Genomic DNA, 19,219 nt, shown 5'->3' with positions numbered 1-19,219 from the left:
GTGATCGGTACCGGCGGGCAATGCGACTACGGGACTACAGAATCATGGGGCTGCCGCAGCAGACACCCGAATCCATCAGCGCGGCAGGTCGAACAACAGGACTTCGGCCTTGTCGCCGTCGCTGATCTCGATGCGGTCGACCGCACTGAGCTTGACGGCATCGCCGGCTTCCAGGGCCTGGCCGTTGACGCTGACCTTGCCACGGGCCACGTGAATATATCCGAGGCGGCCTTGCGGCAAGGCATAGTCGGCGCGCTGGGCGCCGTCGAACAGGCCAGCATACAGCTGGGCGTCCTGGTTCAGGCTGACCGAACCATCGCGACCGTCGCCGGAAGCCACCAGGCGCAGCTTGCCATCCTTGTCGGCGGCCGAGAAATGCGCCTCCTGGTAGCCAGGGTCGGCACCGGCGCGGTCCGGCATGATCCAGATCTGCAGAAAGTGGGTGGTCCCGTCCTGGGAGTGGTTGTACTCCGAGTGCCGTACCCCGGTGCCTGCGCTCATGCGTTGTACGTCACCCGGACGGATCACGCTGCCGTTACCCATGCTGTCCTTGTGGGCCAGCTCACCTTCGAGCACGTAGGAAATGATCTCCATATCGCGGTGGCCGTGCGTACCAAAGCCCTGGCCAGCGGCCACGCGGTCCTCGTTGATCACGCGCAGCGGGCCGAAACCCATGTGCTTGGGATCATAGTAATCCGCGAAGGAAAAGCTGTGATACGAATCCAGCCAACCGTGGTTGGCGTGGCCACGATCGTTCGCTTTGCGAAGTTCCATCATGTCAACACCTCTTTCTCAAGTGACGTACAGACCGGAAGTGGTTTGTACAAAATGTTTGTCGATGGCGTCACTATAGTGGCTAACTTTTCCCGAGATAAGGTCTAAAATCCGTAGTCTTCATTCAAAAATTTTAAACAAGGGAAAGCGACGTGAACCTGACCCTGGAATCCCTGCTGATCCTGGACATGATCGACCGCAAGGGCAGCTTTGCCGCCGCCGCCGTGGCACTGGACCGCGTGCCCTCGGCGCTGACCTACAGCGTGCGCAAGCTGGAAGACGATCTCGACGTGCTGCTGTTCGACCGCCGTGGCCATCGAGCCCAGTTGACACCGGCCGGGCTGCAATTGTTGCAGGAGGGCCGGCACCTGCTGCTGGCCGCCAGCGACCTGGAACAACGTGTCAAACGCACCGCCACCGGCCGCGAGACCGAGCTGCACATCGTGCTCAACAGTCTGATTCCCTTCGACAAGATGCTGCCCATCATCGAAGCCTTCGACCGCGAACAATCCGGCACCCGCCTGCGCTTCACGCCGGGGGTATTGACCGGCGCCTGGGAAAAGCTGATCGAAGGCCGCGCCAACCTGGTCATCGGGGTGACCCTGGATGGACCGGAGGTCGTGCGCACCAGCGGCCGCTTCCAGATGCAGGAGCTGGGCGCCGTGGACTGGGTATTCGCCGTAGCCCCGCAGCACCCGCTGGCCGCCGCCGACGAGCCCTTGTCGGCCGAGCTGGTACGCAGCCACCGCGCCATCGCCGTGGGTGACAACAGCCAGTCGCTGCCGACCCTGACCATGGGCCTGCTGTCAGGCCAGGAAACCCTGACAGTGGCCACCGTGGCCGACAAGCTGCAGGCGCAGCTGGCGGGCCTGGGCTGCGGCCACCTGCCCCGCATCTGGGCGGCGCCCTACCTGGCCTCGGGGGCGCTGGTCGAAAAACAGACCCTGGCCGCCAAACCCAACGACAATTTCATGGTGGCCTGGCCCAAGGCTGAACAGGGCAAATCGCTCAAATGGTTCATCCAGCACCTGGCCCAACCGCAGGTACGTGCATCGCTGATCGGGCCGGTCGCCGCGCCGGAGCCAATGTGAACGCCTGCGCCTACGTCGGCCGCTTCGCACCCTCCCCGTCCGGACCACTGCATGCGGGGTCGTTGGTGGCTGCACTGGCCAGCTACCTGGATGCACGCGTCCATGACGGACGCTGGCTGCTGCGCATCGAGGATATCGACGAAACCCGCACCGTGCCGGGCGCTGCCGATGACATCGTGGCGACCCTGGCGGCGCTGGACATGCATGCCGACGGCCCGGTACTGGTCCAGAGCCAGCGCAAGGCGCGCTACCAGCTGGCCCGGGAGAAACTGGGCGCGATGGTGTATCCCTGTGGTTGCAGCCGCAAGGAAATCGCCGATTCACGGGTGGGAACAGCCAGCGACGGCGCCGCCATCTATCCCGGCACCTGCCGCCACGGCCTGGCACCGGGCAAGCAGGCCCGCACGCTGCGGCTACGCGTGCCGGATGCTGGGCAGCCTGGAGAACGGGTGCAGTTCGAAGATCGCTGGCTGGGGCCGCAGGCGCAGCACCTGGCCTCGGAGGTGGGGGATTTCGTCTTGCAGCGGGCTGATGGCTTCTGGGCCTATCAGCTGGCGGTGGTGGTGGACGATGCCGAACAGCGCGTGACTGACGTCGTGCGCGGGGCCGACCTGCTGGACTCGACGGCACGGCAGATCTACCTGCAAGGCTTGCTGGGCTATCCGACCCCGCGCTACCTGCATGTACCGCTGCTGATGAATGAGACGGGGGAAAAGTTTTCCAAGCAGAACGGCGCGCAGGCACTGGACCTGGGGCAGCCGCTGCAGCAGTTGCAACAGGCCGCCGCTTTCCTCGGGCTGGCCAGGGAGACGGGCCAGACCCGCGACCGGGAAGGTTTCTGGAATGGCGCGCTCACCGGCTGGCAAGCGCGTTTCGGCTCGCGCTGAAAGACGCGCTCAGCGCTTGGGCATGCCGCCCAGCAGGGCCGCCACCTTGGGCTTGGGACGGTTGTTCTTGGGCAGTTCCGGCTTGGTGGACACGGTCTCGACGGCGCTGGGCTCGTAGGGCTTGAGGAACCAGGGATCGACCTTCTCGCGACGCGGCGCGGCGGAATAGCCATCGCGGCTGCTGCGGCTGCGTTCGCCGCGCTCGCTTCGTTCGCCACGTTCACTCCGGTCGCCACGATCGTTGCGTTCACCACGCTCATGACGCGCGCGGGGAGCAAAACCGGCCAGCTCGGCACGTTCGAATTTCTTCTTGATCAGCTTCTCGATGTCGGTCAGCAGACGGTCATCCTTGTCGCAGAACAGCGAGATGGCGTCGCCCGAGGCGCCGGCACGACCGGTGCGACCGATGCGGTGCACGTAGTCTTCGGCGTTGTAGGGCAGATCGTAGTTGATCACACAGGGCAGCTCAGCGATATCCAGGCCGCGTGCAGCCACGTCGGTGGCCACCAGCACTTCAATCTGGCCCTGCTTGAAGGCTTCCAGCGCGGCCATGCGCTCGCCCTGGGTCTTGTCGCCATGGATGGCGGAGGCCTTGACGCCTTCGGCCAGCAGGGTGCGCGCCAGGCGCGATGCGCCGATCTTGGTATTGGAGAAGACGATCACCTGCTTCAGTTCGCGCTGGCGAATGATGAAGCTCACTGCATCGGCCTTGGCCGATTCATCCACCTTGTAGATGGTCTGGGTGACGTTTTCGGCGGTGGCATTGCTGCGGGCCACTTCGATGGTGACCGGGTTGTTCTGGAAGCTGGCGGCCAGCTTCTTGATTTCCGGCGAGAAGGTGGCCGAGAACAGCAGGTTCTGGCGCTGCTTGGGCAACAGGTTGATGATGCGCTGCAGGTCCGGCAGGAAGCCCATGTCCAGCATGCGGTCAGCCTCGTCCATCACCAGGATCTGGGTCTGCGACAGGTTCACCGTCTTCTGCTGCACGTGGTCCAGCAGGCGGCCCGGAGTGGCGATGACGATTTCCACGCCGGCGCGCAGGATGGCGGTCTGCGGCGACATATCCACGCCACCGAAGACCACGGTGGAACGCAGCGGAGTGAAGCGGCAATAGGCGGCCACATTGTCGGCCACCTGGTCAGCCAGCTCGCGGGTGGGCGTCAGGATCAGGGCGCGCACCGGGTGGCGGGCCGGCGAGGCGCTGTGGCTGGCGTGTTGGAGCAGGCGCTGGATGATGGGCAGCGAGAAGCCGGCGGTCTTGCCGGTACCGGTCTGGGCGGCGCCCATGACGTCCCGGCCTTGCAGCACCACAGGAATGGCCTGGGCCTGGATCGGGGTGGGATGGACATAGCCTTGCTCGGCCAGGGCTTTCAGGATATCGGGCGAGAGGCCGAAATCTTCGAAGCGGACGGCGGGTGCAGCCGGTGCTGCGGACGCGGACGTGGTGTCGGACATGGTTTATTGCGAACGGTGCGACAGCGCCGCGGCAGCCGCCAGGCGGCTCCGGTGCATGGGGTGCATGCGCACGGGTTCTGATTGCTTTCTGTGTTGATGTGTTACGGGCGAACCGGCCAAACCTGAGCGGCCGGGCGCTTCGGATGATGCAAAAGATGCTGACCGGGACGACGACCTGCCACGCCCGGAACTCCCTATTATACGCCGCATCGCCAATCGCTTCATGACAGTTTGGTTTCCGCCCCCGGCCAGCCGGGGCCGGCAGGCCGGAACCCAGGTCAAACAGCCGCCCCCAAGAACCGGCTGGCGCGGCTGTGCGAAGGCTTAGCCGATGGTGATGTTGATATCGGGCAAGCCGTCGACATGCCCCTGCAGGCGATCGCCCTTGACCACCGCCCCCACCCCTTCCGGCGTGCCGGAGAAGATGATGTCTCCCGGGAACAGCTCGACCAGGCCAGACAGGTAGGAAATGGTCTCGGCCACGCTCCAGATCAGGTCCGACAGGTCGCCTTGCTGGCGCACTTCGCCGTTGACCTTGAGCCACACCGCGCCGCGCTCTGGATGGCCGGACTGGGCCACCGGCACGATCGGTGCGCAGGGTGCGGACTGGTCAAATCCCTTGGCCATGTCCCAGGGGCGGCCCAGCTTCTTGGCCTGCGCCTGGATGTCCCGGCGGGTCATGTCCAGGCCGACGGCATAGCCGTAGACCAGATCCAGCGCCTGTTCCACCGGGATATCGCGACCACCCTTGGCCAGCGCCACCACCATCTCGATCTCGTGGTGGTAATCGGCGGTAGCGGCCGGATAGGGCAGCACGGAGTCGGTCGGCACGATCGCATCAGCCGGCTTCATGAAGAAAAAGGGTGGCTCGCGGTCCGGGTCATGGCCCATTTCGCGGGCGTGGGCGGCATAGTTGCGACCGACGCAATAGATGCGACGGACCGGGAACGGGGCCCCACCCACCACGGGGATCGTGGCCTGGGCGGGTGCGGGAATGGCGAAACTCATCGGGAAGACTCCGTAGTGGCGTGATCGTTGTGGCGCAATACCTGCATGAGCACGAATGAAGATAACCGGTCGATGCCGGCTTGCGTCGACCGTCAGTTGTCTGACGTCGTCCTAGTGTAAAAGAAAAGCCACATTGCCGCTTGCGCTGGCCCAAGCAGGCGCAAGGAAGATATAGGCGGCAATTCCACCTGTAATCCGCTGGATAAATCGGAATGAATTTGGGACACTTGCTGCACGCTCAGGCCGGCCACGCCGCCTGCCCCTTTGTCTCCCGAATCCCTGCCGAATCACACCATGCGTCAGCAAGCCAATCCTTCCCTCATCCTGCTGCAAAAAGCCCTCGCGCTGCATCAAAAAGGCGATCTGGCGCCGGCCGAGGAGCTGTACAAGAAAGTCCTGCTCAAGCTGCCCCGGCATTTCGAAGCCAATTACCTGTATGGCATGCTCAAGCTGCATCAGGAAGACTGGGCCGCTGCCGAGGCGCAACTGGCCAAGGCCATCGACCTCAATCCCGGCCACCTGGATACCTACTTCGACCACGCAGGGGCGCTCGAACAACTGGGCCGAGACGAGGAAGCCGTCGCCCGCTACGACCACCTGATCGCCACCAAACCTGATTTTCCCGACGCCCTGCTGCGGCGTGGTACAGCCTTGCGGCGTCTCGGACGTCCCGCCGAAGCCCTGGAAGACTTCGCGCGGACGCTGAAGATGAACCCGGACAATCCCGATGCCTGGTTCCAGCAAGGCAATGCGCAGCACGACCTGTTTGCCTACGCCGACGCACGCCAGTCGTATAGCTCGGCCCTGACCCTGCGCCCGGATTTCATCGAAGCCTGGTTCAACCTCGGCAATACCTGCAAGGACAGCTACCTGCTGGAAGAAGCCCTGGCCGCCTACGACCGCGCACTCACGGTAAAACCTGATTTCTACCAGGCGCTGTCCAACCGGGGCTATGTCCTGGTACAGCTGCAACGCCCGCTGGAAGCGCTGCAAGCCTATGACCAAGCCCTGGCACTGGACGATAGCTCGGCCGACCTGTGGTTCAATCGGGGTTCGACCCTGGAAACCCTGCGTCGCTTCGACGAGGCCACCGCCTCCTATGATCGCGCCCGCCAACTGAATCCAGACGCCTCCTCGGCGCCATGGAACGACGCCCTCATGCAATTGCTGCAAGGGGACTACCAGAATGGCTGGCGCGCCTACGAGGCGCGCTGGTACACCGAACAGATGCAAGGTCAGTTGCGCCACTTCACCGAACCGCTCTGGCTGGGCGATTTTTCGCTGGAGGGCAAGACCATCCTTCTGCACGCCGAACAGGGCTTTGGCGACACCCTGCAATTCGTACGGTACGTGCCGCTGGTGGCAGCCATGGGCGCACGCGTGATCCTGGAAGTGCAGCCCGCCCTGGTCAAGCTGCTGGGCAATGTCCCCGGGGCGGCCGAGGTCATCAGCAGCCAGCGCTTCATGCGCCCGGCCTTCGATGTGCACTGCCCATTGATGAGCTTGCCGCTGGCGTGCCAGTCATTCAGCGAAGCAGACATTCCGCGCGCGCCCTATCTGTTGCCCGAGGCCAGTGCCTGGAGCGACTGGGCGCAACGCCTGCCGCACAACCGCGCCCTGCGCGTGGGACTGGTCTGGGCCGGCAGTTCGGCGCAAACCCATCCGGACGCCGTGCGCATCGACGGCCAACGATCGCTCCCCTTCGATGCGCTGGCACCGGTGGTGGAACTGGCACGCGAGCACGCTCAGCTGGAATTCTATTCGGTGCAGGTCGGCGACACGGCGCTGGCCCAGTTGCACAGCCATCCGCTGGCCAGCCACGTCAAGGATTGCTCTGGAGCACTGCGTGACTTCGCCGACACCTCGGGGCTGCTCGCCCATCTGGACCTGCTGATCAGTGTCGACACCTCGGTATGCCACCTGGCCGGCGCCCTGGGCAAGCCGGTGTGGCTGCTCAACCGCGTCAATACCTGCTGGCGCTGGCAGCTGGACCGTAGCGACACCCCTTGGTATCCCTCCTTCACGATCTTCCGCCAGACCCAGACGGACGACTGGAACGAGGTCATTGCCCAGGTTCGCTCAGCACTCCAACAACGCCTGACCCAACACTGATACCATGCGCGCCGTCGCGGATGGACGACCATCCGTCGGAACCTGGCGCGCCGGTCTGCCTCATACCCTTCAGGCAGGCCTCAATGACCCGATGCATTCCGACCGGCGGCGACGCCCTGCGTGCTGCCGCCCCTACGGAACGAAGACCACAAGGACAACCCTATGCAAACCGGAGCCCCCTCTCCTTCTACTTCCAAGGCGCAGGCCGACGGGCCGCGCCTGCTGGCCGATATCGGTGGCACCAATGCCCGCTTCGCGCTGGAAACGGCACCCGGCCGCATCGAACAGGTGCAGGTGCTGCGCGGTGCCGACTATCCGGAATTCACCGATGCCGTACAGGCCTATCTCCAGCTGGCAGGCCAGCCACCAGTCCGGCACGCCGTGGTGGCCATCGCCAATCCGGTGCAAGGCGACCAGATCAAGATGACCAACCACGACTGGGCCTTTTCCATCGAGGCTGCACGGCAATTGCTGGGGCTGGACCTGCTGCTGGTGGTCAATGACTTCACCGCGCTTTCAATGGCGGTCCCGCAATTGCGCGCCGACGAGCGGCAGCAGATCGGTGGCGGTGCGCCCAAGAGTGGTCAGCCGATCGGCCTGGTCGGCGCTGGCACCGGACTGGGTGTGGGCGGTCTGGTCCGCGGTGACGACCACTGGTTGCCGCTGGCCAGCGAAGGCGGGCATGTGGCCTTCGCCCCGGCCAATCCGCGTGAAGCGGCGGTGCTGGCCTATGCCTGGCAATTCCATGAGCACGTATCGGCGGAGCGCCTGGTGTCCGGCCCGGGTCTGGAGTTCATCCATCGCGCCCTGCTGGCCATCGACGGCCATCCCGCTGCGGAGTTGAAGGCGGCTGACATCGTGGAAGGCGCGCTCCAGGAAGGCGATGCCATCTGCCGCGAAACGGTGGACCTGTTCTGCAGCATGCTGGGTACGGTGGCAGCCGATCTGGCGCTGACGCTGGGTGCGCTCGGCGGCATCTATATCGGTGGCGGCGTGGTCCCACACCTGGGGGATTATTTCGCCCGCTCACCCTTCCGGGCGCGCTTCGAGAACAAGGGGCGTATGTCGGTCCTGACCCAGGCCATTCCGACCTATGTGATCACGGCGGAGTATCCGGCTTTCACGGGCGTGTCGGCCATCCTGGCAGATCGCCTGGACGCCCGCCGATAGCGCGTATCCAACATGCAGGCCGCCGCACATGGAGCGGCGGTGTAGTCTCTTTGGAAGGGGGGACTTGCAGAAAGCCGTCATGACGAACATAACGGCCGAGGTGAAATCAAGAGGCGAGCCTTGTCTGCGGCACTTGTGGGAAATAGCTGTGGCTGCTTCGTTCCCGACCTGACCAGGTTGACCATGCCACAATGCGCAGGGGCCCGCCGGGGTGCATTGTATCCCAATTCACATCACCCCGGCCAGCTAATTCATTGCACCGCATCAGAAAGGGCAAGGCCGCGCAAGTGCGTCAACAATGTGCGCGGCCTCCGGATGCTGATCCACTGCTTCAGTGGCGCCGGCACATCAGATGCCGAGATCCTTCCAGATGGTATCGACGCGTTTCTTCACCTCATCGCTCATCACGATCGGCGTTCCCCATTCGCGATTGGTTTCGCCGGGCCACTTGTTGGTCGCGTCGATGCCCATCTTGCTGCCCAGCCCGCTGATGGGCGAGGCGAAGTCCAGGTAATCGATCGGCGTGTTATCGACAAGGACGGTATCGCGTACCGGGTCCACACGCGTGGTGATGGCCCAGATCACTTCCTTCCAGTCGCGGATGTCCACATCCTCATCCACCACCACGATGAACTTGGTGTACATGAACTGGCGCAGGAAACTCCACACCCCGAACATCACCCGCTTGGCGTGGCCGGCATAGGACTTCTTCATCTGCACCACCGCCATGCGGTAGCTGCAACCTTCGGGTGGCAGGTAGAAATCGGTGATCTCGGCGAACTGCTTCTGCAGCAGCGGCACGAACACTTCATTCAAGGCCACGCCGAGCACGGCTGGCTCGTCCGGCGGCTTGCCGGTATAGGTGGAGTGATAGATGGCATCGCGTCGCATGGTGATACGGTCGATGGTGAAGACCGGGAACCAGTCCTGCTCATTGTAGTAACCGGTGTGATCGCCATACGGTCCTTCCAGCGCGTGCTCGAATCCGGATGCGTGTTTTTCATCCGGATAGATATGCCCTTCCAGCACGATCTCGGCCGAGGCCGGCACGCGCAACTCGCTGCCCATGGCCTTGACCAGCTCGGTGCGACTGCCGCGCAGGAGACCGGCGAACTGGTACTCCGAGAGGTTATCCGGCACCGGTGTGACTGCGCCTAATATAGTAGCCGGGTCGGCCCCCAGGGCAACGGCCACCGGATAGGGTTTTCCGGGGTGCGCGATGCAGTGTTCGCGGAAATCCAGCGCACCACCGCGATGGGCCAGCCAGCGCATGATGACCTTGTTCGGACCCAGCACCTGCTGGCGATAGATGCCCAGATTCTGACGCTTCTTGTGCGGCCCCTTGGTAATGACCAGCCCCCAGGTGATGAGCGGTGCAATATCGCCAGGCCAGCAGTGCTGGATCGGCAGGCGCGACAGGTCCACGTCCTTGCCTTCCCACACCACATCCTGGCACGGTGCCGAGCCGCGCTCCTTGGGCGCCATGTCCCACAACGACTTCACCAGCGTGCCCAGATCCAGCACATCCTTGATGCCCTTGGGTGGCTCCGGCTCCTTCAGACGCGCCAGCAGATGGCCGATGCGGCGCAATTCACTGATGCTTTCGGCCCCCATGCCGAGTGCGACGCGATGAGGAGTACCGAAAAGATTCGCTAAAACGGGGATATTTTTCTGATCAACCTGCTCAAAAAGGAGCGCCGGACCTTCGGCTCGCAGGGTGCGATCGGCGATTTCGGTCATCTCCAGATGCGAGGAAACCGGGTGCGCGACCCGTTTGAGCTCCCCTTTTCGTTGCAACTGGGAAATAAAGTCACGTAAATCAGTGTATTTCATACTTTTTAACAAATTTCTTTTTGCATCACAGCCGGCTCAACTATCCCCGGCAAACGCTTGATTCTATTGATTTTTGAAGGAAGGCCACGTTGAATATGATACACAAAAGTTATAAAGAACTAATTTCATAGTATTGACTCGATATAAAGTGGCTTCTACAATTCGCCCACTCTAAACCGAAGAGGTGAGCCGTGGGCTCGTAGAGGCTTGAAACAAAACAGTCAAGCCAAGCAAGGTATCCAGGGATCCGGGGTCCCAGCAACTCAAGAAGTGTGTCCAGGGCGTCAGCCCTACCCCCCGAAACATGCCATCCGACGGCAGGGCCAGCAGGCCTCGCGGATGGCCTTGCCGTAACGCCTTGCGACGGTAACGTAATAGATTGCAGCGACGACAGTTCAGCCGTTTGGTCTTCACTTCTTGGCCAGGCGCGCCCTGTTTTTGCCGCAATAATGCAGGAGGTTCAATGTCCAACCAAGCTTCCGAGGCGCCTTTATCAGGCGTCCCGCAGGTGCTTCGCCGCGTGAATTTCCGGAATCTCTCCGGCAACTCGCGCATTGCTCAATTTTTCGGCATCGCCCATCGTGTTCTGACGATACTCGGCATTGCCGCGCTGTTCGTGCTGGGCCTGATGTTCTTCAATCCGGACCTGGCCGACAAGCTGATCAGCATGTCCCCCTTCTCCGATGCCACGGAAGAAGTCCAGCAAGCCGACGCCCCGGCCACCCCGGGTCTGGCCGAACTGATGTCGCCCACGGCACCCGTGGCTCCCACCACCGCCCTGGCAGGCGTGATGGCGGCCGATACGGTGCAGCCTGCGCCGATCACCCCGCTGGCAGCGCAGAACCTGTCGGCCGAAGATCGCCAGTTGCTGGGCAACCCGCGTCAGCAGAAGCTGGTCACCAACTGGCTGGCCAAGCGCTATCGCGTGGCCAGTGACGCTGCCGACATGCTGGTGTCGGCCGCCTACCTGACGGCCCGTGACATCAAGCTCGATCCGCTGCTGATCCTGTCGGTGATCGCCATCGAATCGCGCTTCAACCCCTTCGCCGAGAGCCCGATGGGTGCGCAAGGACTGATGCAGGTGATGGCCAAGGTGCACCACGACAAGTTCCAGGAGCTGGGCGGCATCAAGGCCGCCCTCAATCCGGTCGCCAACATTCGCGTCGGTTCGCAGATCCTGAAGGAATATGTCACCCGTGGCGGCTCCGTCGAAGCAGGTCTGAAGAGCTACGTCGGCGCGGCCGACATGTCCAACGACGGTGGTTATGGCATCAAGGTATTGTCCGAGTACCAGAACCTGAAGCAGGTCGCGATGGGCAAGAACATCTCCATCTACACCACGGCAACCGTCAAGCTGCCGCCGGCCTCGGGTGTGGCGGCCAGCGCCGAGCAGCCCAAGCCGGCCAACAACAACGTGGCATCGGCTGCCAAGCCGAAGGCGGAAGAACAACTCGCTGCCCTATAAGGGCCAGTGCGTTGCGATTTGGATATTACCGGTATTCAGAACGCAAAAAAGGAGCCCTCGGGCTCCTTTTTTTATGGCCGCTGCCAGGCTCCCGGCTCAGGCGGCCTTTTCCTTCTGACGCTGCGCGAAGAATACGCGCAGACGCGCTACCGCCTCCTGCAGGTTTTCCATCGACGTGGCATAGGACAGGCGGATATAACGACGCGCCGTGAAGGGACCGAAATCCAGGCCTGGCACCAGCACCACGCCGGCTTCGTTGAGCATCTCCAGGCTCAGCTGGTCGGCATCATCAGACAGCGCGCTGCAGTCGGCATAGACATAGAAGGCGCCGTCCGGCACCACCGGTACGGTGAATCCCAGGCTTTCCAGTGCCGGCACGATGTAGTCGCGACGACGCTTGAATTCGGCCTTGCGCTCTTCATAGATCGCGATGGTTTCCGGCGTGAAGCAGGCCACTGCGGCATGCTGCGCGATCGACGAGGCACAGATCAACAGGTTCTGCGCCAGCTTCTCGATCTGTGGCACCAGCGCCGGCGGCAATACCAGCCAGCCCAGGCGCCAGCCGGTCATGTTGAAATACTTGGAGAAGCTGTTGATGACCACCACGTCATCGCCCAGCGACAGCGCCGAGAACGGCTCGCCCTCATAGGACAGGCCCTGGTAGATTTCATCGACGATGGTAAAGCCCCCACGCTGCCGGACTTCGCCGACGATGGAGCGCAATTCATCGGGAAGAATCGAGGTCCCGGTGGGGTTCGATGGCGACGCCAGCAGCACGCCCCGCGTGGCCTCGCTCCAGTGCTCGCGTACCATCTGTGCCGACAACTGGAAACGGTGTTCCGGGCCGCTGGCAATGAGCCGGGCCTGGCCTTCGAAGGCGGCCACGAAATGGCGATTGCAGGGATAGCTGGGGTCCGGCATCAGCACTTCGCTGCCTCGGTCCACCAGCGCCGCACAGGCCAGCAACAGCGCCGCAGAGGCACCCGCGGTGATGACGATACGCTCCGGCGCGATGTCCAGGCCATAGACCTGGCGATAGTGCTGCGCGATCGCCGTGCGCAAGGCCGGCAGGCCGGTCGCCGAGGTGTACTGCATCTTGCCTTCAGCCATGGCGCGGGTTGCCGCCTCCACGACGGCAGGCGGGGCCGTGAAATCCGGCTCGCCGATGCCCATGTGGATCAGGTGACGTCCCTGCTGCTCCAGGACGGCCGCCTTCTTGGACAATTCCATCACATGGAAGGGGGCGATGTGCTGCAGACGTGCAGCCAGTTGATTCAGGTTCATGCACTAATTCCCGACAACGAACACACAACAGTGACAAAACGGGGGCAAAACAGGAGCAAACGCGGGACGATCAACGCCGGCCCGCAGGCTCACCACAAAGGCGAGCCCCATCCGGCTCAGCGACGGCCGGCGGCTTCCACTTCAGTGGCACGCGTCTGGGCCGCGAAACGGTCCAGCACGCCGTTGACGTACTTGTGACCATCGATGCCACCGAAGGACTTGGTCAGCTCGACCGCTTCGTTGATGACCACCTTGTAGGGAATCTCGATGTGGTTCTGCAGCTCGTAGGCGCCGATCAGCAGGGCTGCATGCTCCACCGGCGACAGTTCCTTGATGGGACGGTCGATCAGCGGCGAGAGGCCGGCGCGCAGCTTCTCGGCATCGCGGATGGCACCGGTAAGGAGCGCATCGAAATGCTCGGCGTCGGCCTTGTCGAAACCGTGGGCTTCGCGGATGTGGGCTTCGATGGCGCCCGCATGCTCGTGGTTGAGCAGCCACTGGTACAAGCCCTGTAACGCGAACTCGCGGGCGCGGTGACGCGGAGTGCGGTTCTTGTTCGAATTGGCGTGTTGAGATTTGTTCGACATGATGAATGCGGCCGGAGCCTCGAATGACTGAAACTGATGAATGCGAGTGCCGCCCCATGACAGGCGGCGGCACTGCCGTGTCGCCTGCGCTGCAAGCGGCACGGCGGGAGGGACTTATTCTTCTTCGGTGGCCTGGCCGAGTTCTTCCAGGACGATGGACAGGTTGGCCATTTCCACCGCCACACGCGCGGCATCGGCGCCCTTCTCGGCCATGCGGACCTCGGCCTGCTCGTCGTTTTCGGTGGTGAGCACCGCATTGGCGATGGGCAGACCGAAGTCCAGGCCGATGCGGGTAATGCCGGCGCCGGATTCATTGGAGACCAGTTCGAAGTGATAGGTCTCGCCGCGGATGACCGCGCCCAGCGCGATCAGGGCGTCGAACTGTTCGGTCTCGGCCATCTTCTGCAGCGCCAGCGGGATTTCCAGCGCACCCGGCACGGTCACGTGCAGGATATCCTCGTCGGCCACGCCCAGGTGCTTCAGCTCGGCCAGGCAAGCGGCCAGCAGGCCATGGCAGACGTCTTCATTGAAGCGCGCCTGCACGATGCCGATGCGCAAGCTTTCGCCATTGAAGTCTGGTTCATAGGTTCCGATGGTCATGGCTGTTCCTTCTCGATTGGTTGACTTGCGTAATTGCGTAATCGTGTAGCCCTGTAATCAGGCCCCGTCGCGGGTCTGGTAGCCGGTGACTTCCAACTGGAAGCCGGCCATCGACGGCATCTTGCGCGGGCTGGCCAGCAGCTTCATCTTGCACACGCCGAGATCCTTGAGGATCTGGGCGCCGATGCCGTAGGTGCGCAGATCCATGCGGTCGGCACGGGTCGGCTTGGCCGCCTCGGGTGTACCGACCTTGTTCAGGGCACCGAACTGGTCGAACATCTGCTGCGCCGATTCTTCGCAGTTGAGCAGCACGATCACGCCGGACGGCGCTTCCTGCACCGCCTTCATGGCCGAGGCCAGGTTCCACGAGTGGGTGGTCGCACCGGCTTCCAGCAGGTCCAGGATGGATACCGGCTGATGCACGCGCACCAGGGTCTCGCGGCCCGGCTGGACGTCGCCATGCACCAGGGCCAGGTGAGCGCCACCAGAGGGCGTGTCACGATAGGCGATGGCCTTGAACGTGCCATGGGCGGTCTGCATCTCGCGCTCGGCCACGCGTTCGATGATGCTCTCGTTACGGCTGCGGTAATGGATCAGGTCGGCGATGGTACCGATCTTCAGTTTGTGCTTCTCGGCAAATTCCAGCAGGTCCGGCAGACGGGCCATGGTGCCGTCTTCCTTCAGAATTTCGCAGATCACCGACGCCGGCGTGAGTCCAGCCATGGCCGTCAGGTCGCAACCGGCTTCGGTATGGCCGGCGCGCATCAGTACGCCACCCTTCTGGGCGCGCAGGGGGAAGATGTGGCCCGGCTGCACCAGATCGGAGGGCTTGGCGCCCTTGGAGGCGGCCACCTGGATGGTGCGCGCGCGGTCGGCGGCGGAGATGCCGGTGGTGACGCCTTCGGCGGCTTCGATGGAAACAGTGAAATTGGTGCCGTAGGCCGTGCCGTTGCGGGTGGCCATGAGCGGCAGGTCGAGCTGATCCACGTGCTCTTCGGTCAGCGTCAGGCAGACCAGGCCACGCGCATGCGTGACCATGAAATTGATGGCTTCGGGCGTCACGAAGTCGGTGGCCAGCACTAGGTCACCTTCGTTTTCGCGGTCTTCTTCATCGACCAGGATCACCATGCGACCGGCACGGAGTTCGGCGACGATTTCTTCGGTTGTAGCAAGTGGCATATTCGAGCTCTTTTCCCAATTGGAACCCGCTATTTTAAAGGATTGCGGGCCTCCTCCGTTGCGCAATTACGCGGCCTGTGCGGCCTGGGTACGCTGCAGGGCTTCCAGCAACAGCGCCGGGTCCCCCAGCGCCAGCCGTTTGGAGTCCGACAGGGTCTGGCGGAAGGCACGCGCCCCAGGCATGCCGGTCAGCAGGCCCAGCATGTGGCGGGTGATACTGTTGAGGCGCAGGCCGCGACCATTGTCGCCGTGCAGTTCCAGCTGACGCTTGATATACGGCAACATCGCTTCGATCACCTCAGCCCGGCTGGGCTGGCGGCCACCCTCCAGATCGCCGTAGTAGCGGGCATCGAAAGCCGCCATCAGGTAGGGATTGTGATACGCCTCGCGGCCCAGCATGACGCCGTCCACATGCTTGAGGTGCTCATCGATCTCGGGCAAGGTCTTGATGCCGCCGTTGATGAGGATTTCCAGCTGCGGGAAATCCTTCTTCAGCTGGTAGGCGTAGTGATACTTAAGTGGCGGGATCTCGCGGTTTTCCTTGGGACTCAGGCCCTTGAGGATGGCGTTGCGGGCATGCACGATAAAGGTCTTGCAACCGGCATCGGCAATCTGACCAACGAAGTCACGCACGAAGTCGTAGGACTCGACCTGGTCGATGCCGATGCGATGCTTGACCGTCACATCAATCGACACCGCATCGCGCATGGCCTTGACGCAATCGGCGACCAGCGCCGGCTCGCCCATCAGGCAGGCGCCGAACGCCCCCTTCTGCACGCGCTCGGAGGGGCAGCCGCAGTTCAGGTTGATCTCGTCATACCCCCATTGCTCGCCCAGTTTCGCACTGTGCGCCAGGTCGGCCGGCTCGCTGCCACCCAGTTGCAGGGCGACAGGATGCTCCTGCTCATCGAAATCGAGATGGCGCGGCACATCCCCGTGCAGCAGCGCACCGGTGGTCACCATCTCGGTGTAGAGCCAGGTGTGGCGCGTGATCTGGCGATGGAAGACGCGGCAGTGGCGGTCGGTCCAGTCCATCATGGGCGCGACCGAAATCGTTCGAGCCGGTAAAATCGGACTATTTCCAGCACTGATGCGGCTTTCCACCGCCTTATTGGGCACTTCAGACTTCACGATATTTCACGAAAATAAATGGTTTATCATTCGCCATTGGACAAAAATTGGACAAAAAACAGATGGCGACATTCCAGAAAATTGGCAAGCGTTGGCGTGCGAGGATTCGGAGGAAGGGATTTCCCGCGCAGAGCGAGATGTTCGACACAAAGGCGCAGGCACAAGATTGGGCTTCGCGGCAGGAAGCCGACATGCGGGCGCTCAAATTTCAGGACGTCCGTATCATAGCAGACAAGACACTCGGCTCCGCTATTGACCGCTATATAGAGGAGCAGACCCAGGTTAAACCGTTGGGCAAAAACAAAAAGGCAGTATTGGCAACCTTGAAACGTTACCTCGGCAAGCTGGCCATGCCGGAGCTGACAGGGGACGCACTGATCGATTACGTAAAGGAACGAAAGGGTGCCGGTGCAGGCGGCGTGACGATTGCCATTGACCTGACATATCTAAGCAGCATCCTCAAGGCAGCAAAGAACATCTGGCGCTGGCCGGTCAATCTGGATGTAATCGCCCAAGCGCGAGCCTATATGGATCACATCGGCCTGTCGACCAGGTCAAGAGAGCGCACCAGGCGGCCAACGAAGATAGAGCTGGGCAACATCAGCACTTGGTTTGCGGTTAAGGTCCGGCAAAAAGTACCCATGTCCGATCTTATTGCATTTGCAGTCGACACCGCCATGCGCTTGAGCGAGATCATCAACCTTAGATGGGCCGACCTGAACGAACAGGATCGGACCATCATAATCAGAAATCGAAAGCACCCTCGCGCTAAGATTGGGAACGATCAAGAGGTGCCACTCCTAGGCGACGCTTTCGCGATCATCAAGCGGCAACCAAAGATGGACAAGGAAGAACGGATTTTCCCCGTCACGGAGGGGACGGTAAGCAGCCTCTTTCCACGTGCTTGCAAATCACTGGGGATCGAAGATTTAAGGTTTCACGACTTGAGGCATGAGGGAGTATCACGCCTCTTTGAGCAGGGTTACAGCATTGAGCAGGTCGCTCTGGTATCTGGGCACAGGGATTGGAAAATGCTCGCGAGATATACGCAGATCCGAGCCAAAGATCTACATCGTAGCCCTCCCTTGGGATAATGACGACGACAGAGCGAATCGTAATTGCCCTCTGCAACGGCGCCCCCTCTTGCTTCGCACGGCGTGTGCTCCAACGGAGCATGAGTCAACAGATAATATTGCTCATATCCAGCAAAGCCTTGCTGAATGCGGAATGCGTTTTGTACATACAGGGCGTTAATTCTTAAAATTGCGCAGGTTTGGTCAAAATATTCCCCAGTAAGTTTTGTTGATATAGTATTTTCCGCGCCCGGAGCGTTGCCAACGATCGGAAAATTGTAGTTATGTAGCTACATATGAGAGGGGGAACTACTATGTGGAAATTTATGGGTGCAGTGCTTCTTTTAGCGTCATCTGCAACAGTTACAGCGGCTGGTTTACCAATAGGCTTTGTCGCGCTGACCCTGGGGATGGACCAGGCGGACGTGCTGAAGAAACTAAAATCTGAATACTCAATTATTTCAGTTCGAGGAAATCAGGACCTTTTCTACGTGACAGATAAGCCAAAGCCGAATGGAACCATTATTGGCTCCGTTAAATTCTCACAAGGTAAACTCGCCACCATTGATCGATGGTGGGGTGCTTTTGGCGAAGAAAGCAGTAATGTCGACTTGATGCGCACGTTTTATGCGGCAATAGAAAGTTCAAAATCCGTCGCGGGACCATACGTTTCTATAGATACATCGACGCAGCGTATTCCAGGCGCGGAGTACAAAACTATAAAATTTATTTTTCTCGGCCGTTCCGTAACTCTTGGTGGAACCGACGGTAAAAATGAGCTAGGGGGAAAGCAAGTCACTGTGGTCGAAAGCGTTTTCTCGGATAACTAAAGCTAAATAGAGAATGACTAGTTCAAAATTCGGCAGCCTTCGTAGAAGGCATTCGAATGCACCCTGGTAGTGCGGGAATATCAGAGAAAATACCTTGGGGGGGAATGTGACCTATCTCGAAGTCCTTGATACTGCTGTGAAAGTTGGACTGGGAGCGTTGATTTCAGGTGTCGCCACTTATTGGATGGCGAAGTTGAAGACGCGTGATGACATGCGGCGCGAACGATTACAGCGGCACCAAGGACTGCTTGAGAATTGTGCCGAACAGATCGAAGGTTTTTCACATGTCTTTCTGCGCTACTGGGCTGCCATTGTCGAAATCGTTCGACTGCGAGAGCAGAAAATTGAAATGTCAGAAAAAAAGGCCGAGGAACTCCATAAAACAAAGTCGGAATTATTTAATTCTTACAGTGACCTGACCAGCGCAGAATCAAAACTTCTACTTTTAGGGCATGTAGAGGCTCAACGACTTATTAGAGAAATGGGAGATCTGACTAAAAGTATTCGCCGTACGGCCTGGGAAGGAAATACCAAACTTACAGAAATAGAGATGGAAGAATCGCGAAAAAAATTTCTAGCGGCGCGGGAAAAGCTATTTGCCGCCCTTAGCTTGATTTATCGAAGCGAAACGTAATACGGCACGGCCAAATTTAATTGCAACCGGTGGCCCCGGGTCAAAAGGCAACGCAAAACACCAGACAGTTCCCTTTTTGCCAATTGTGAACATAGTGACGTGGGGT

Annotated in this window: 17 protein-coding genes and 1 other RNA gene; 8 read left to right on the top strand and 10 right to left on the bottom strand. The window is 61.1% G+C overall.

Annotated features, from left to right (window positions below; all coding sequences use genetic code 11):
* Positions 1-75 precede the first annotated feature (75 nt).
* Entirely contained in the window at positions 76-777 is a 702-nt protein-coding gene (locus HBH1_RS22285; RefSeq protein ID WP_102664413.1) for a pirin family protein, read from the bottom strand.
* A gap of 149 nt (positions 778-926) precedes the next feature.
* Between HBH1_RS22285 and HBH1_RS22280 the strand changes: the two genes are divergently transcribed.
* Positions 927-1,865, top strand: a complete 939-nt coding sequence (locus HBH1_RS22280) for a LysR family transcriptional regulator (protein WP_102664412.1) — start codon at positions 927-929, stop codon at positions 1,863-1,865.
* Entirely contained in the window at positions 1,862-2,752 is an 891-nt protein-coding gene (gene gluQRS, locus HBH1_RS22275; RefSeq protein WP_102664411.1) for a tRNA glutamyl-Q(34) synthetase GluQRS, read from the top strand. The genes HBH1_RS22280 and gluQRS overlap by 4 nt, the downstream gene beginning before the upstream one ends.
* A 9-nt stretch (positions 2,753-2,761) precedes the next feature.
* Here gluQRS and HBH1_RS22270 read toward each other — a convergent pair whose 3' ends face one another.
* Positions 2,762-4,207: a DEAD/DEAH box helicase gene (locus tag HBH1_RS22270; RefSeq protein WP_102664410.1), complete on the bottom strand. Its 1,446-nt coding sequence runs from the start codon at positions 4,205-4,207 to the stop codon at positions 2,762-2,764.
* Positions 4,208-4,531: 324 nt separating this feature from the next.
* Positions 4,532-5,215, bottom strand: a complete 684-nt coding sequence (locus HBH1_RS22265; RefSeq protein ID WP_102664409.1) for a fumarylacetoacetate hydrolase family protein — start codon at positions 5,213-5,215, stop codon at positions 4,532-4,534.
* A gap of 294 nt (positions 5,216-5,509) precedes the next feature.
* Between HBH1_RS22265 and HBH1_RS22260 the strand changes: the two genes are divergently transcribed.
* Both HBH1_RS22260 and HBH1_RS22255 read left to right on the top strand, forming a co-directional pair.
* Positions 5,510-7,327, top strand: a complete 1,818-nt coding sequence (locus HBH1_RS22260) for a tetratricopeptide repeat protein (RefSeq protein WP_102664408.1) — start codon at positions 5,510-5,512, stop codon at positions 7,325-7,327.
* A gap of 162 nt (positions 7,328-7,489) precedes the next feature.
* Entirely contained in the window at positions 7,490-8,497 is a 1,008-nt protein-coding gene (locus HBH1_RS22255) for a glucokinase (protein ID WP_102664407.1), read from the top strand.
* A 109-nt stretch (positions 8,498-8,606) separates the two neighbouring features.
* Here HBH1_RS22255 and ffs read toward each other — a convergent pair.
* Both ffs and ubiD read right to left on the bottom strand, forming a co-directional pair.
* Positions 8,607-8,705, bottom strand: an RNA gene (gene ffs, locus HBH1_RS22250) — signal recognition particle sRNA small type.
* Positions 8,706-8,845: 140 nt separating this feature from the next.
* Positions 8,846-10,330 carry a 4-hydroxy-3-polyprenylbenzoate decarboxylase gene (gene ubiD, locus HBH1_RS22245; protein ID WP_102664406.1) on the bottom strand — a complete coding sequence of 495 codons (1,485 nt, stop codon included), beginning with the start codon at positions 10,328-10,330 and terminating at the stop codon, positions 8,846-8,848.
* Positions 10,331-10,793: 463 nt separating this feature from the next.
* Between ubiD and HBH1_RS22240 the strand changes: the two genes are divergently transcribed.
* Positions 10,794-11,795: a lytic transglycosylase domain-containing protein gene (locus HBH1_RS22240; RefSeq protein ID WP_102664405.1), complete on the top strand. Its 1,002-nt coding sequence runs from the start codon at positions 10,794-10,796 to the stop codon at positions 11,793-11,795.
* A gap of 96 nt (positions 11,796-11,891) precedes the next feature.
* On the opposite strand, the gene HBH1_RS22235 is transcribed toward HBH1_RS22240, so the two are convergent.
* The 5 genes from HBH1_RS22235 to dusA form a co-directional block, all read right to left on the bottom strand.
* Positions 11,892-13,079, bottom strand: coding sequence for a pyridoxal phosphate-dependent aminotransferase (locus HBH1_RS22235; protein ID WP_102664404.1), 1,188 nt, complete (start codon positions 13,077-13,079; stop codon positions 11,892-11,894).
* Between the two features lie 116 nt (positions 13,080-13,195).
* Positions 13,196-13,666 carry a transcription antitermination factor NusB gene (nusB, locus tag HBH1_RS22230; RefSeq protein WP_039877107.1) on the bottom strand — a complete coding sequence of 157 codons (471 nt, stop codon included), beginning with the start codon at positions 13,664-13,666 and terminating at the stop codon, positions 13,196-13,198.
* Positions 13,667-13,780: 114 nt separating this feature from the next.
* Positions 13,781-14,266 (bottom strand): 6,7-dimethyl-8-ribityllumazine synthase, encoded by a 486-nt coding sequence (gene ribH / locus HBH1_RS22225; RefSeq protein ID WP_006465461.1) that lies wholly within the window; start codon positions 14,264-14,266, stop codon positions 13,781-13,783.
* 57 nt (positions 14,267-14,323) lie between these two features.
* Positions 14,324-15,445 (bottom strand): bifunctional 3,4-dihydroxy-2-butanone-4-phosphate synthase/GTP cyclohydrolase II, encoded by a 1,122-nt coding sequence (gene ribBA, locus HBH1_RS22220; RefSeq protein ID WP_102664403.1) that lies wholly within the window; start codon positions 15,443-15,445, stop codon positions 14,324-14,326.
* A gap of 66 nt (positions 15,446-15,511) precedes the next feature.
* Positions 15,512-16,516: a tRNA dihydrouridine(20/20a) synthase DusA gene (gene dusA / locus HBH1_RS22215; protein ID WP_369878641.1), complete on the bottom strand. Its 1,005-nt coding sequence runs from the start codon at positions 16,514-16,516 to the stop codon at positions 15,512-15,514.
* 107 nt (positions 16,517-16,623) lie between these two features.
* Between dusA and HBH1_RS22210 the strand changes: the two genes are divergently transcribed.
* From HBH1_RS22210 to HBH1_RS22205, 3 genes are all read left to right on the top strand, one after another.
* Positions 16,624-17,670: a site-specific integrase gene (locus tag HBH1_RS22210; RefSeq protein ID WP_233207681.1), complete on the top strand. Its 1,047-nt coding sequence runs from the start codon at positions 16,624-16,626 to the stop codon at positions 17,668-17,670.
* Between the two features lie 305 nt (positions 17,671-17,975).
* Entirely contained in the window at positions 17,976-18,479 is a 504-nt protein-coding gene (locus HBH1_RS25010) for a hypothetical protein (protein ID WP_233207680.1), read from the top strand.
* A gap of 106 nt (positions 18,480-18,585) precedes the next feature.
* On the top strand, positions 18,586-19,113 hold the full coding sequence (locus HBH1_RS22205; RefSeq protein WP_146012888.1) for a hypothetical protein: 528 nt from the start codon (positions 18,586-18,588) through the stop codon (positions 19,111-19,113).
* The last annotated feature ends 106 nt before the right edge of the window (positions 19,114-19,219 follow it).

The sequence above is a fragment of the Herbaspirillum sp. BH-1 genome, from assembly GCF_002870055.1.
Lineage (GTDB): Bacteria > Pseudomonadota > Gammaproteobacteria > Burkholderiales > Burkholderiaceae_D > Herbaspirillum > Herbaspirillum frisingense.
Note: the sequence above shows the minus strand (reverse complement) of the source record. Positions and strands in the feature narration are given on the sequence as shown.